General features: G+C 47.4%; 15 protein-coding genes and 1 other annotated feature. Of the genes, 2 read left to right on the top strand and 13 right to left on the bottom strand.

What is annotated here, in order from left to right; all coding sequences use genetic code 11:
* Positions 1–300: 300 nt before the first annotated feature.
* The 8 genes from ABXS75_08665 to ABXS75_08630 all read right to left on the bottom strand — a co-directional run bounded on the left by ABXS75_08665 (position 301) and on the right by ABXS75_08630 (position 8,062).
* On the bottom strand, positions 301–936 hold the full coding sequence (locus tag ABXS75_08665; GenBank protein XCP86847.1) for a lactate utilization protein: 636 nt from the start codon (positions 934–936) through the stop codon (positions 301–303).
* Positions 936–1,961 carry a branched-chain amino acid aminotransferase gene (locus tag ABXS75_08660; protein ID XCP86846.1) on the bottom strand — a complete coding sequence of 342 codons (1,026 nt, stop codon included), beginning with the start codon at positions 1,959–1,961 and terminating at the stop codon, positions 936–938. Before ABXS75_08660 ends, ABXS75_08665 begins: the two co-directional genes overlap by 1 nt.
* 138 nt (positions 1,962–2,099) lie before the next feature.
* Entirely contained in the window at positions 2,100–2,609 is a 510-nt protein-coding gene (gene ilvN / locus ABXS75_08655; protein XCP87115.1) for an acetolactate synthase small subunit, read from the bottom strand.
* Positions 2,610–2,625: 16 nt separating this feature from the next.
* Complete coding sequence (gene ilvB / locus ABXS75_08650) at positions 2,626–4,353, bottom strand: biosynthetic-type acetolactate synthase large subunit (protein ID XCP86845.1); 1,728 nt, start codon at positions 4,351–4,353, stop codon at positions 2,626–2,628.
* 96 nt (positions 4,354–4,449) lie between these two features.
* Positions 4,450–4,702: a binding site (T-box leader), on the bottom strand.
* 138 nt (positions 4,703–4,840) lie between these two features.
* The gene (locus ABXS75_08645) at positions 4,841–5,332 is read right to left on the bottom strand and encodes a dihydrofolate reductase (protein XCP87114.1); all 492 of its coding nucleotides are present in this window, start codon (positions 5,330–5,332) and stop codon (positions 4,841–4,843) included.
* 101 nt (positions 5,333–5,433) lie between these two features.
* Positions 5,434–6,282, bottom strand: coding sequence for a thymidylate synthase (gene thyA / locus ABXS75_08640; protein ID XCP86844.1), 849 nt, complete (start codon positions 6,280–6,282; stop codon positions 5,434–5,436).
* Positions 6,283–6,320: 38 nt separating this feature from the next.
* Positions 6,321–6,752, bottom strand: coding sequence for a MarR family transcriptional regulator (locus ABXS75_08635; GenBank protein XCP86843.1), 432 nt, complete (start codon positions 6,750–6,752; stop codon positions 6,321–6,323).
* A gap of 26 nt (positions 6,753–6,778) precedes the next feature.
* Positions 6,779–8,062 carry a homoserine dehydrogenase gene (locus ABXS75_08630; protein XCP87113.1) on the bottom strand — a complete coding sequence of 428 codons (1,284 nt, stop codon included), beginning with the start codon at positions 8,060–8,062 and terminating at the stop codon, positions 6,779–6,781.
* 259 nt (positions 8,063–8,321) lie between these two features.
* Here ABXS75_08630 and ABXS75_08625 point away from each other — a divergent pair, with 259 nt between their 5' ends.
* Positions 8,322–9,359 carry a hypothetical protein gene (locus ABXS75_08625; protein XCP86842.1) on the top strand — a complete coding sequence of 346 codons (1,038 nt, stop codon included), beginning with the start codon at positions 8,322–8,324 and terminating at the stop codon, positions 9,357–9,359.
* A gap of 274 nt (positions 9,360–9,633) precedes the next feature.
* On the opposite strand, the gene ABXS75_08620 is transcribed toward ABXS75_08625, so the two are convergent.
* From ABXS75_08620 to ABXS75_08600, 5 genes are all read right to left on the bottom strand, one after another.
* Positions 9,634–10,410 carry a TraX family protein gene (locus ABXS75_08620; protein ID XCP86841.1) on the bottom strand — a complete coding sequence of 259 codons (777 nt, stop codon included), beginning with the start codon at positions 10,408–10,410 and terminating at the stop codon, positions 9,634–9,636.
* Between the two features lie 125 nt (positions 10,411–10,535).
* Entirely contained in the window at positions 10,536–11,402 is an 867-nt protein-coding gene (locus ABXS75_08615; protein ID XCP86840.1) for a bifunctional 5,10-methylenetetrahydrofolate dehydrogenase/5,10-methenyltetrahydrofolate cyclohydrolase, read from the bottom strand.
* 53 nt (positions 11,403–11,455) lie between these two features.
* Positions 11,456–12,082: a cyclodeaminase/cyclohydrolase family protein gene (locus tag ABXS75_08610; protein ID XCP86839.1), complete on the bottom strand. Its 627-nt coding sequence runs from the start codon at positions 12,080–12,082 to the stop codon at positions 11,456–11,458.
* 1 nt (position 12,083) lies between these two features.
* Positions 12,084–12,476: a DUF6483 family protein gene (locus tag ABXS75_08605; protein ID XCP86838.1), complete on the bottom strand. Its 393-nt coding sequence runs from the start codon at positions 12,474–12,476 to the stop codon at positions 12,084–12,086.
* 118 nt (positions 12,477–12,594) lie between these two features.
* Entirely contained in the window at positions 12,595–13,578 is a 984-nt protein-coding gene (locus ABXS75_08600) for a DNA/RNA non-specific endonuclease (GenBank protein XCP86837.1), read from the bottom strand.
* A gap of 279 nt (positions 13,579–13,857) precedes the next feature.
* Here ABXS75_08600 and ABXS75_08595 point away from each other — a divergent pair, with 279 nt between their 5' ends.
* Positions 13,858–14,334: a sporulation initiation factor Spo0A C-terminal domain-containing protein gene (locus ABXS75_08595; GenBank protein XCP86836.1), complete on the top strand. Its 477-nt coding sequence runs from the start codon at positions 13,858–13,860 to the stop codon at positions 14,332–14,334.
* The last annotated feature ends 157 nt before the right edge of the window (positions 14,335–14,491 follow it).

Here is a 14,491-nt window from a genome sequence, read left to right as displayed (position 1 = left end):
GCACTTCTCCTCAAATACTCTTCCATCATAATCTTTGCGTGTTACAATGTCAATACTTCTGGCAGCATAATGAGACTGTCTTTTTATACAAAAATCATGAAAAATCTATATAATCCATATTATGACGAGCACACCGACACTCCAGCCCTATTATATGAAATTCGAACTTTCATCTGAAATAAAAAGGACAAATAGTATGGCCTTATCACAAACTATTTGTCCTCACAATTTCTGTTACTTTATACCTCTGTCATACTGAGAGAACGACCCCTGTACTTTAACAAAGGCATACCCGGCCATTTAGAATCCCAGCGATTCTCCTACAAGAATCACTTTAATTCTTCCTTTGTCTCTGCTAAACCGGGTAATCATCGTCTGACAGCAGATACACGCCGGAGATTTACAAAGCATACACTCTCCTGTTTTCGTACATGGAGCCGCGCCAAACCTCTGCGCGTTGATCGGCGCCGCTATATTCTTCGCCCTTGACATGGCGTCAGCCTCGGTCCGAACGACCTTATTCATTCCCACGATCATAAGTACATTTCGCGGTCCGAATGCAATCGCCGCCACACGGTTGGCGTTTCCGTCAATGTTCACAATAATGCCGTCCTCGGTCATGGCATTGGCGCTGGCAAGGAAATAGTCACAGTCGAATGCCTTCACTGCCATCTGACGTTTTTCCTCCGGAGTGCTGCATCCGTCTCTGTCATACACCTCATAATTTCCTTCATGAAGCGCCTGATTTAATCCAATCTCCTTCACACTCATAGAGCCGCCCCAGGACACAGAGCTTCCCTCCGGGATCAGCTCCAGTGCTTTAGCGAGAGCCTCCTCCTTCGTCTTAGCATAATATCCTTCCATGTTTCTGGATTCCAGCGCTTTTATCATCTTCTCTGCAAGAAGCGCATTGCGTTTTACGATATTCTCATTCATTATTCTATCACCTTGATCCAGCCTTCCGGAGCTTCGATGCGTCCCATCTGGATTCCTGTCAATGTGTCGTATAATTTCTTGGTTACCGGTCCCATCTCGTCCATTCCACTCGGGAAACAGATCTCCTCACCGTGATTTACGATCTTACCTACCGGTGAAATCACTGCTGCGGTTCCGCAAAGTCCGCACTCTGCGAATTCTTTTACTTCCTCGAACGAAATCTCTCTCTCCTCTACTTCCAGTCCCAGATATTCCTTCGCAACATACAGAATCGAACGTCTGGTGATAGACGGAAGAATACTGTCAGACTTCGGCGTTACCACCTTGCCGTCCTTGGTGACGAAAATAAAGTTCGCCCCGCCGGTCTCTTCCACCTTCGTTCTGGTCGCAGCGTCCAGATACATATTCTCTGCAAATCCTTCCTCATGTGCAGTCACGATGGCATGAAGGCTCATCGCATAGTTAAGTCCTGCCTTGATATGTCCTGTACCATGCGGTGCGGCACGGTCAAAATCAGAAACCTTGATCACGATCGGTTTTGCGCCGCCTTTAAAGTACGGTCCTACCGGTGTGACAAATACACGGAACTGATATTCATCAGCCGGTTTTACTCCGATTACCGGATTAGAGCCGAACATATACGGCCGGATATATAATGTGGCGCCTGAACCGTATGGAGGTACATATGCGGCATTTGCCTTTACTACCTGCGTCACTGCATCTACAAAACGATCCTCCGGAAATGCCGGCATTTCCAAACGTTTTGCGGAATCTACCATACGCTTTGCATTTAAATCCGGGCGGAACATCACGATACGTCCGTCCTCGGCCGTGTAAGCCTTCAGCCCTTCAAATACTGTCTGCGCATACTGAAGCACACCGGCACACTCATTCAGCACAACATTTGCATCTGCTGTCAGACAGCCATCGTCCCACTTTCCGTCTTTATAATTAGAGACATATCGCATATCTGTCTGCATATAGCCAAATCCGATATTTGCCCAGTCAATCTGCTTCTTTTCCATTGTAATTCCTCCAATCTCGCTGTCCCTTATCTGTATATTTAAAATCTTTTTTCATTATAATACTACCAGTTTCAAAAATCAAGAGTGCGCTCTGTTTTCTTTCACGCTCTTTACGCCAACTTCTTCGAGGCGTGTTCCCTACCTTTTCGGCATCGTGATCGCTTCAATTCCCACGGTACCGCCCCGCACTACCTCGATGGTCTTGAACTCCGATTTCAAATACTGAATGATCGCTGAGTTTTTATGCGCCGTGTGCACAAATTCTAACAGCAAACTGTCATGTCCGTAGTCGCGCACCTTCGCCTGATACGTCTGCGCAATCCGGAACAACTCTGCCTTATCCTCCTTCGAACAATTCTTTACCTTGATGAACATAAGCTCCTGCATCACCACGGAAATCTCGGTAAAATCAATTACCTTGATGACCTCCACCATACGGTTGAGCTGCTTCTTAATCTGCTCATAAGTCTCCTCGTCACTGAGCGTCTCGATCGTCATACGTGAGATCGTAGGATCTTCCGTCGTTCCCACGGTCAGGCTCTCCAGGTTGTAGCATTTTGCAGAAAATAGTCCTGAAATCTTGGAGAGTACGCCCACCTGATTTTCCACATATAAGGAAATCCATCTTTTTCGCATTGTGTTATCCATCATTTACCCCTCCTTATTAATCCAGAATCATCTCTTCCAAGGTTCCGCCCGGCTGTACCATCGGATAGACCTGATCCTCCGGATCCAGCATAAATTCGATCAAGGTCGGTACTTTAAGTGCCCGGTTCTTTTTTGCCTGTTCAAATGCCGGCGCCATCTCTTCCGGTTTGGTGACCCTGATACCCTTTGCTCCATAGCTCTCTGCCAGCTTTACAAAGTCCGGCGTGTATGTCGGTGGCTTCTCCTCGCCCCTTCTGGTCGCCGCTCCGGAACGAAGATCTGTCATGGAATACCGTTTTCCATAGAATAATTTCTGCCACTGCCGCACCATTCCCAGATAGGTATTATTAAATACGCAGAGAATCAGCGGAAGCTCCTCCAGCACGGCCGTAGCAAATTCCTGAATATTCATCTGCATTCCGCCGTCGCCGGAAATCGCAATGACGGTGCTGTCAGGATTGCCGATCTGCGCCCCGACCGCTCCCGGGAAGCCGTAGCCCATTGTGCCAAGACCGCCTGACGTGAGCATTCTGGTCTTTTCATTGACCTCCAAATACTGGGACGTGAACATCTGGTGCTGCCCTACGTCGGTCACTACGATCTTCTCGTCATCTTTGAACACTTCGTTGATCGTCTCCAGAATATCCTGCGCCTGCATAACCCCATTTTTCAGCTTCATTTTCAGCGGATGCATCCGCTTCCACACGCTGATCTCGTCCAGCCATTTTGCGGTATCGCAGACTTCCACATACTCCAAAAGTTTGTCGATCGCCTCCTTGGCGTCTGCCACGATCGGCACGTCTACCTTAATATTTCGTGAAATAGATGCGGTATCAATATCAATATGTACAATCTGTGCATTTGGTGCAAATGCGTGCAGCTTTCCGGTAATTCTGTCATTAAAACGGGTTCCGATGGAGAAGAGCAGATCACATTCCCCTACCGCCATGTTTGATGCATAAGCACCGTGCATTCCCAGGTTGCCGATAAATAAGGGGTGATCCGTAGGAATCGCTCCTCTTCCCATGATTGTCGTCACAACAGGAACCTTCGTGATCTCGACCATTTTCCGAAAGCTCTCATTGGCCCGCGCGATATTCACGCCGCCTCCCGCCAAAAACAGCGGTCTTTTGGCTTTACCCAGCATCTTGATCGCACGCTTGAGCTGCCCGATATGCGCCGTGGTGGACGGCTTGTATCCCCGGATATTCACTGTACCTGGATACTCTCCGCTCCCCAGTTCCGCCATCACGTCCTTTGGAAGATCCACCAGCACCGGTCCCGGACGCCCTGTCCTTGCAATATAGAAGGCTTCCTTGATGATCCGTCCAAGATCCTCCCTTTTCTTTACGGTGATTCCGTATTTGGTGATACTTCTGGTAATTCCCACAATGTCTACTTCTTGAAATGCATCATTTCCAATCAGATGCCGCGCCACCTGGCCCGTAAAACACACCAGCGGCACACTGTCATAGTTCGCGGTCGCAAGCCCCGTCACCAGGTTGGTCGCTCCCGGGCCACTGGTCACCAGACACACTCCCACCTTGCCGGTCGACCTTGCATAGGCGTCCGCCGCGTGCACCAGAGCCTGCTCATGCCTGGGGAGAATCACCTTCGTATAATTCTGTTTGTAAATTTCATCACTGATATCGATCGTGCAGGCTCCCGGATATCCAAACAGGATATCTACGCCTTCCTCCCGAAGTGCCTTCACCAGCAATTTGTTCCCCGAAATTTTCTTCATGCTGTTACCTCCCTTATATTTTCGTGTTACGTCTTTCATTTTCTGCCATATCAGTATACCTGACAGTTACAATAAAAATGCCCTAAACTATTGCTAGCCTAGGGCGAATATACAATCCGTGTTACCACCTAAATTCAGAGAATTCTCTCTGCACTCTGTCAATACGGGACCTTTTGTCCGATATTGTTTCTCTGTAACGTGAGAGTCACGTCGAAGTCTACTAAGGCCCGCCGCCCGTTTGGTTCGCTGCTCAAAGGCTACTTCCATAATCTCTTCACGAGAACTTACACCCGCCGTTCCCTCTCTTTGCATCAGAAAATTATGTACTCCTCCCTGTCATAGCATTTCCTATATGTCACAACTGATTGTAACCATTATACTTACCATCACCTGCATTTGTCAATGACACTTTTTGCATATTTTCTTGATTTATTTTATTATTTCCGCGATTTTGCATTGCTTCCTCTCGTCAATGCAGAATCTCCAATTATTTCTTTATCCTCTCATATTTCGTAAATGCGAATTCCAGATCGAAGCAGGTCTGCTCCTCCCCTTCTTCCGTCATCTCCCAGTCTTCCTCTTCGTCAAGGTTCGGGAACCAGGTGTCCGCCTCGTAGGCGTAATCGATCTTCGTGACCAGGGCCGTATCACAATAGGGAAGCATGGCCCGGTAAATGCTCTCCCCGCCAATCACAAATGCTTCGCCCTCATGTTTTTGGCTCTCCTTTAGGGCTTCCTCAACACTGTGGACCACGATCGCATCTTTTACTTTGTAATCCTGGTTCTGTGTAATCACAATATTCACTCTATTCTTAAGAGGCTGTCCCTGCGGAAAACTCTCCAAAGTTTTTCTCCCCATAATCACGATGTTACCCTTCGTCGTCTCCCTGAAAAACTTCATATCCGCGGGAATGCTCCACATCATACGGTTATTCTTCCCGATAGCCCAATTCTTATCAACGGCAACGATCAATTTCATTTTCTCATCCAATCCTTTCTCTTCTTCGCTATATGCCAGACTTCTTTTTCTTAATCGCCGTGCATTCCTAAGTGAAGGTCCAATGGATCATGGATCTTCCCTTATATTGCGACCGGGATGTCCTTGATCTGCGGCCCGGTCTCATAATTCTCAAGCCGGACATCGTCCCGCGTGAACTGGTAGAAATCCTTCACTTCCGGATTCAGCCAGAACGTAGGCGCCGGTTTCATTTCCCGCGTGATCAGTTCCTCCACAAGCGGTATATGCCTGTCATAAATGTGGGCGTCAGCGATCACATGTACAAATTCTCCCACCTGCATATCACATACCTGAGCCAGCATATGCATAAGCACCGCATACTGGCAAACATTCCAGTTATTGGCAGTTAACACGTCCTGGGAGCGCTGGTTCAAAATTCCATTCAGAACCAGCTTCCCGCTGTCTTTATCCCGGGTCACATTGAACGTCATGCTATAGGCGCAGGGATACAGATTCATCTCGTGCAGATCCTGATGCACGTAAATATTGGTCATGATCCTGCGGCTGTAAGGATTATGCTTTAAATCGTAGATCACCCGGTCGACCTGATCCATCATTCCCTCTTTATACTGATGCTTTACGCCCATCTGATACCCATAAGCCTTACCGATGGAACCCTCTTCATCTGCCCAACTGTCCCAGATATGACTGTTCAGCTCATGAATATTATTGGATTTCTTCTGCCAGATCCATAACAGCTCGTCCGTACAGCTCTTGATCGCCGTCCTTCTGAGCGTCAGCGCCGGAAATTCTTTTCGCAGATCATAACGATTCACCACGCCAAAACGTTTTATCGTATAGGCCAGGCTTCCGTCCTCCCAGTGCGGCCGCACCTTCTCTCCTTCTGTACTGGTGCCGCCTTCGATGATATCCCGGCACATCTCTACAAATATCTTGTCTGCATAGCTCATCTTCTATTCCTCCTGTCATTTCCTCACGCTTCTTACTCCTACGGTTCGGAAATATTATATAACACCTTCTCAAGCACCTTTTTAAGCGCCTGTATTTCTTTCTTGCTCATTCCGATGGTAAGCTGGCGGTCACTCTTCTTCCTGCTGGCCTCCATCTTCCTCTGAATATCGTAGGCCTTTTCCGTCAGATAAATATTTTTGCAGCGTTTATCCGTAGTGCTGGGAACGGAGAGGATAAATCCCTTCTCGTCCAGCCGTTTCAAAAGCCCGGTCACCGTCGGATTCTTCAAATTCAGGCTCCTCTCGATATCCCGCTGGGTAATCTCCTCTTTGCTACTGTGGAACAGATAATCCAGCACCTCGCACTGCGAAGACGTGATTCCAATGGTTTTCAGCATTTTATTAAAATCCTTCTCGTAGCCGTTATTGATCTGTTTGATCAAAAATCCAATCGTCGTCCTCTCCCGCACCGGATCACCTCCTCTGCTTTCGTGCGTTAATACTCACGGATCACACTGCTGATCTCGCCCACATATTCCATCTTTTCCAGTTCTTTTAAGGCGTCTTTCAAATGATACTCCTTTACGGACGCCGTACCGATGACCAGCTCTGCCTTCGCTTCCACCGCCTGCCGCTGGATCACCCGCTCAATACTCACCTTATGGTCGCCGAATACCTTCGCGATTCCCGCCAGAACTCCCGGCATGTTGTTCACCTGCATGCGCAGGAAGAACCGGTTCTTCACTTCCCGGAAATCCTTAATCGGCACCTCCCGATAGCAGCCGCAGCCGATCCGTCCATTGCAGTGATACTTAAGATTTCGCACCACATCGAAAATATCTCCCACCACTGCGCTTGCCGTCGGCATCTCCCCTGCCCCTCTTCCATAAAACATGGTATCTCCCACCGCATCTCCATGGACGAACACCGCATTGAAAGAATCACGCACCGATGCCAGCGGGTGCTGCTTATGAATCATCATCGGATACACCCCGACCTCAATCCCGCCGGAAGTCTTCCGGGATACCGCCAGAAGTTTGATGACATTGTCAAATTCCTTCGCATACGCCACGTCTTTTGCCGTAATCTTTGTGATTCCTTCCGTATACACGTCCGAAAATACCACACGGGAATGAAAGGCCGCCGACGCCATGATCGCCGCTTTTCGTCCGGCGTCCAGACCCTCGATATCCGCCGTCGGATCCGCCTCCGCATACCCCAGCTTGGTTGCCTTTTCCAGCGCCTCCTTAAAATCCATTCCCTCTTCAAACATCTTGGTCAAAATATAGTTGGTCGTCCCGTTGACAATCCCGATCACCTCATCGATCTCATTTCCGGCAAGGCATTGCTTCAAAGGGCGGATAATCGGAATTCCTCCTGCCACCGCCGCCTCAAACAGGAAATCCACCTGTTTTTCCCCGGCCGTCTCGAACAATTCTTTTCCATATTCGGCCACCAGATCCTTATTTGCCGTGACTACATGCTTACCGGCGCGAAGCGCTTCCAGTATCATCGATCTTGCCGGTTCAATTCCACCCATGACCTCCACGATGATCTGAATCTCGTCATCTTCCAGGATCTCCTTCCACTGATCGGTGAGAAGAGCCGGCTCCACACCATGGCGTATTTTGCTTAAATTGTGGACCAGGATCTTCTTGATCTCGACCTTAGCGCCGATCCGCTCTTCCAGCTCATCGCTGCGCCGGCCGATTAATTTATATACGCCGGTCCCAACTGTTCCAAGGCCTAGAAGCCCTATTTTCACTACTCTATGTTCCATTTTTACGATTCCTTCCTTTGTCTGCCAGCCTGCGCATTCTGTCTGCCAGATTTCATGCATGGCTGAATAATACCATTCTACCATTATTTCTTTCTTCTGCAAAGTTTTAATTCGTATATCGGCAAAAAGTTTTAATCAATACATCGATAAAATTTCTTGACATCTTTTGTAGAAGTGATAACATGGTATATGTATGGGTAAATATATAAAATAAGAAATCATAAACGATAAATTAAGAACAAAAGAGGAGAGATTACCAATGAAATGCCCCATTTGTCAGAAAGAACTGGAGATTAAGAATAAAAAGGTCGGCGAGACTGCTGCCGGCGATGCGATCTACAATGAATTTGCCATCTGTCATGACTGTAAAAAACAGTGGAATTTAGATAAACAACGTGCCAAAAAAGAGGTACCGGCCGAACAGCCAAAGGCTCCGAAAGCGGAGGAAGCACCGGCTCCCAAGAAGAAGAAAAAACGCCCTGTTTCCGAGGCTGAGGGCGCAGCAAGACCTAAGAAGAAACGTCCGGCAGAACCAAAGGAGGCAAGCGATGCTCTCGTCTCTCCTACCATTAGCTTTTCCACTGCGGTAGATAAAGCCGTGGCATCAGGCGCTTCCGCCCCGGAAGATCGTCCGAAAAAGAAAGTGAAGAATCGTCCCTCTCCGGAAGCAGAACGTGTATCCACATCTGATACGGAGACTACGGAGCGTCCCAAAAAGAAAAAACGTCCGGCTTCCCCGAATCCGGAAAAGACGGTTTCCAAAACGGAAGCTTCTGCCACTGCAGAATCAGAAGTGAAACCGCGCCCGAAAAAGAAAAAACGTCCGGCAGATGCGGAAAGCAGACCGATACGCAATGAACGGGAAGACTCCGAAATGCCGAAGAAGGCTGCACGCCCGGCAGCTTCAAAGAAAGCGGGAAATCCGGCGCGCCCGGCGAAAGTAAAATCCGCAGCACGCGCAATGGAAGAGCCGATTGAAGAGTTCTCCGACGCATTGGAAGAATCCTTCGATTCTCAGCCCAGGGCAAAGAAACGCAAAGCTCCTGCAAGTGCGACTGAGGAGCGGACCTACTCCAATATTCCGCCGAAGGAAGTGCGCGAAAAACGTGAGAAAGAGATGCGCGAAAACTACCAGAACATGCTGGACGAAGGCTTTGAAGAGGAAGACGAAGGACATTTTCCGACGGTACTCGTCGTAATTCTGGTAATCCTGATCCTTGCCGCTGCGGCATTTGCAGGATATTGGTTCCTGCTCAGAGGTACGTCTATGGATTTCCTGGCGTCCTTCTTGAAGTAAAAAAGTAAGGAATAATATTTGCTTTGTAATATTGTAGAAATTAATTAAAAGAAGGTCTATTGAACACTCTTTCAGGTACGCCTGGTGCAAAAGGAAGGGACATTAGACCTTCTTTTCACTATGCCAGGCACCAAAAGTGTGGCCTTCAGACCTTCTTTTAGCTACGCTTGACAGCAAAACGGATATGCCGTTATTCTATTTTCACAAACTGTTTTCATTTTTCACTGTTTTACCCATAGTATCTGGTATAGTGTATCAAACCATCTGTAAATCTCTAATCTATCAAACTTCTGCATAACCCCAAAATCAAAAGATGCAGTGGATAAAACACATAGAACACATACTTATTCCCTCTGCCCCTCTCTCCATTATAAAAATAAAGAAATACAAAGGCCAGAACACTAAAGATCTGTATCCACATCATGCGGTACAGCATGGTCTGCACGACCGTCATCAGCACAAGCACTACAGTTCCCGCCGCAGCCTGCCGCCGGTAATTTCCCCGGTAAATATATAGCACCGCGATCAGCAGCACTCCCAGAGCAGAATAATCGGATTGGATCAGGAACGCCATCAGCATGGCCGTCAGAATATCCCGAATCATCTTTCCGTTTCTCTGGCGCCCCGCAAGATGCTCCTCCAGCCGCAGATGGTGCAGCATAACAAGTCCAATCAAAAAAGTCCAGAGCACATTCTGCCGCAGAAAGCTGTCAGCGCTCCAGGGTACATCATAGGCAGCCTCCGAGATCACTGCAAACCAAAACAATCTCTTTGCATAATTCAGCCAATTCGACGTATGTAGAAATCCTTCCACCAGAAGATAGGCAAACACCGGAAAAGCGATCCTACCAATGATGCGCAGAATCTGATACAATAAATGCAGTCTCTTCGCCTCTTCCGGGATAATATCTCCCACTATATCCACACCGTCCACCATACAGGCTTCCAGATAGAGATGATAGACAATCCCGCTGCCCAGATGATCCAGGAACATAGACCCCATGGCAATCATTTTCAATGCATTTGCAGACAGCCCTCTCCCCTTCGTCATGTCTCCTCTCCCCTTTTCTGCCGAAACACTTCTACCCGTTTCGCAAAGTTCAGTATCCACTCTTATATTTTAGCCAACCAGCCTATTTGCCAGCCGTCTGTTTCCCTGGTGTTCTATGCAAGGACCTACAACAGCTCTGCTTTTCCGGCACTTCGCATCGCAGAGCGCACCACATGCCATGCCAGCACGGAAGTCGTCACACTGCCAACGCCCCTCGGCACCGGGCTGATATAAGAAGCCTTCTTCTCCACCGCATCATAATCCACATCGCCACAGATATTTCCCGCTTCATCTACATTGATCCCCACATCGGCAACAACAGTGCCTTCTCCTACCATGTCCTCAGTGATCATACGGCTTTTCCCTGCCGCCGCCACTAAGATTTCAGCTTCCTTACAGAGCTTCGCCATCTCCTTCGTCTTCGTATGGCAAATCGTCACGGTCGCATTTTTCGCCAGCATGAGCATGGCAAGAGGTTTCCCCACCACCATACTGCGGCCCACGATCACCGTCCGTTTTCCTTCCGGATCAATTTCATAATGCTCCAGCATTTTCATGACTGCTTCCGCCGTACAGGGCGCATAGCCCGTCCGATCCCCGGCAAAGAGCTTCGCCATATTCACCGGACTCATACAGTCCATATCTTTTTCCGGGCGGATCATCACGCGCACTCTCTCCGCGTTCAAATGTGCCGGAAGCGGCTGGAATAAGAGGATTCCATGAACAGAAGCATCTTCATTTACCTTCCGGAACTTCTCTTCAAATTCCTTCTGCTCAATCGTCTCCGGAAGTTCCAGGACCCTGCATGCGATTCCGGTCAGCTCCATTCTCTTCCTGGCGCCCCGCTCATATGCGATATCATCTGGTCTGGCTCCTACTCTGATGATCGTAAGGCACGGAAAAATCCCTTCTGCCTTCAATTCTTCCACCCGGCTTATGATCTCTGCCTTCATCGCCTTCGCCACATCGGCTCCTAACATTACCGTTCCCATAATTTTCTCTCCTGCTTTCTTTTTACCTTGTCCGGCACATCTGTATATACAATTTATTTTATCTTAGCCAATACATTTTCATACACAACACTCTTCATTTCCCGCGCTTTTCGAATCATCTCTTCCGCCTGCGCATTCATTTCCCCCGCGCGCTCACGATCCTTCATCAGCCGCGTATTGATAAACACATTCAGAGATGCCCCTTCTACCGCCGCCTGGGCAAATAAAATCCCGACACCCACATCGCTGACTGCAATCCGGCTCCCTTTTTCTCCCAGCACCGCAAGCAGCCCCATTGCCTCCAGAACCGTCTCCATGATCTGAAGAGGCGCCATGCTGGCTTCGAAAAGCGCCTTCTCCATCACACGTTCTTTCTCGATTCTCTGCTCCCCGGTCTCTTTTGGCAGTCCATACGCCTTAGAAAGTGGTTCAAAGGCCTTTGCGTCCTCATCGACAAGGCGGACCATCTGATCTCTGAGCTTCTCTAATCGTCCGCGTATCTCAATAATCTCTGCTTCCACATCCGCATATTTCTTCTTCCCCACTGTCAAATTCGCGACCATCATCCCCAATGCCGCTGCAAATGCCCCTACCGCGGCGGAAGCGCCGCCACCTCCCGGAACCGGTGCCGCAGAAGATAATTCTGCAAGAAATTCTGTTGTTTTCTTTTCTAACATCATATTATATCTCCTTTTCATAGTTAACAATTCCCTGATATCCAGCCTTCTCGGCAAGCGTTTTCAGGCCATCAAGCGCCTCTTCCTTTGAGTAATGGCTATTTCTTAAGAACTCTTCTCCCTTTTGACTCAGATACCGGTAGAAAAGAATGGCAGCCGCCACTTCGTCTTTGTTGGTATAATTGATGTCCTCCAGCATCATATTCTCTGCTTCATTGATTTCTCCCCGGTCGACCATCTCTTTATACTCATCCAGTCTTCTTCCCGAAACAGCAAATCTGTTGCCTTTTTCCAATTCCACCTGCACGTAGTTTTTCCCAAACATAACGGAAAACAGAACGCTGACAGCCTCTTTGATCATACGCATGATATAGTCCTTCTCATCATTAAACTGCATATTATTCACCTCCGAAATTTCATATTTCCCCTGCAAAACATCGCCTGGCATTTTCTATCATTATACTCGCAAATACATCTTTACACAAACAATATTTTTTTTAATATAGTGTCGACTCTTAAGGGTTACAACACCCTGCCGGCTCATACCCCTTCGCTATCAGATCCTCTCTGCTCCCCGTATACACCGAACGGTTATCGCCACTGATTCGATCACCATTCGCACAGTCCTCTGTATGGAATTTCCTGTTGCCCGTGTTCAAAACATATGTGGCATTTTCTTCGGCATCAGCCCGCTTGGAACTCTTCTCTCTGGCCCTCTGGTTTTCGCCCGTAGCATAGTTGATTTCCACGCCCTCCTGCACATTATATACGAAGACGCAGAACTGGCACCCGTAGCCATTATCCTCCACCGACCATGCCTCCATCAAAACGCCATACGCCATCAGGTCATTTTCCCCTTTATAAACAGGCGTCACCCGATACAGAACATGGTTAAAAGGGTGTTCATCGATATACTCGGCTACGGTATTCTCAAACGGCAGCATTCCGTCTACATTGAAATATCTGGTCCCGGCAATCAGATTCTTCTCATTTGCATTTTCTCCTGCAAGCTGATAACCGATCAAATGACAGCGGTTCAGAAGGTATTCGCCGTTATACTGCTTCTGACACCAGCCGGAAGGAGTGACCGACCTAAGCGAATCCTCCCTCTCCTCAGTCGGCATAATCTCCTCGCAGATATTTGCATAGGCCACACCGCACCGTCCCAGTTCATCTAAATCACTGTATATCTCAAAAGCCTCTTTGTTCTTTTTGTCATCATCGGAAAAGAAAGGGACATCATGATTCACTTCTATATAAGGGGTTCCCCGGTAATCCGGGATAGAATCCAGCCAGTCTTCACCTGCCAAATAGCCCGCTTTCTCGGAAAAGCTCCCGGTTCCGTAGGTTTCCGACAGCGTCTCGCCGGCACAACCGGCAAGGCCCGACAGTATTATGAACAGACATAAGAAATAAAGAATTGTTTTCCCGAATCGTTTTCCGTTCCTCATATGAGCCTGTACTGCAAGCCCGGCATCCTTCATCATTTTCCGCATCATTTCTATTACCCTTCCTTTTTGTGACGACCTTAACCCGTCGTTTAAAGCCAGTGGGGTTGCGGTCGTACTATCTCAAATTCTAAACTCTGTATCCGTTGATCCACTATCGATTACAGACTAAATTACCTCGTCAATTTATTTATACACAATAATCGCACGATGTCAATAGATTCTGTATGCACTTTTCACACATGACACATTTTGTTGATTTGTCAAACCATGTCGACCTGTGTCGAATAAACCGTATTGCATACCAAACATTTCCATTTTACGATAGATATGTGTAAGGTAGAATGGAGGGTAGATTGGATGCAATACAATAAAATAGCAGCTATTACCAAACAAACTCTTAAAAGTTTAGGGATTCATCGATCCGTTTATAGAGGCTATGATTATATTGTTAACGGCATTATACTTCTATATAGAAATAAAGATTTAGATTTTTACTCCATGAAATGCTTGTATATTGATATTGCCAGAGAATGTAATGCGACAGTATATTCAGTTGAAAGAAATGTCCGAACTGTAGTTTCGAACATATGGGACTATGGTAACAAGAAAATACTGAAAGAAATATTTTTTTACATAGACGACACTAAACCTACGAACAGAGAATTCTTTGAAGATTTCTATGATTACATTATTGGTCAATACGAAATCGTATCTCTAAATGAAAACACGGAATTATTTTTTATGTGTCCGATTACCAATAAGCATTGCGAATATTTATGTGATATTTGCAGCAAATTAATTTAGTCACACATTACGATAAGCGAAAATTGCTTGATTTGCATCGGAATTTGAGGTGATGCAGGGACTCTTTGCCTTCCAATTTCCTTTTTACGAGAACATAATATCCGGGCGTAAACATAGCCGGTTGATTCTCTTCCGATATTCTAGTCAGAACCCCAAC

Source organism: Roseburia hominis (assembly GCA_040702975.1).
Classification (GTDB): Bacteria; Bacillota; Clostridia; order Lachnospirales; family Lachnospiraceae; genus Allocoprococcus; species Allocoprococcus hominis_A.
This window is presented reverse-complemented; position numbering and strand designations above follow the sequence as displayed.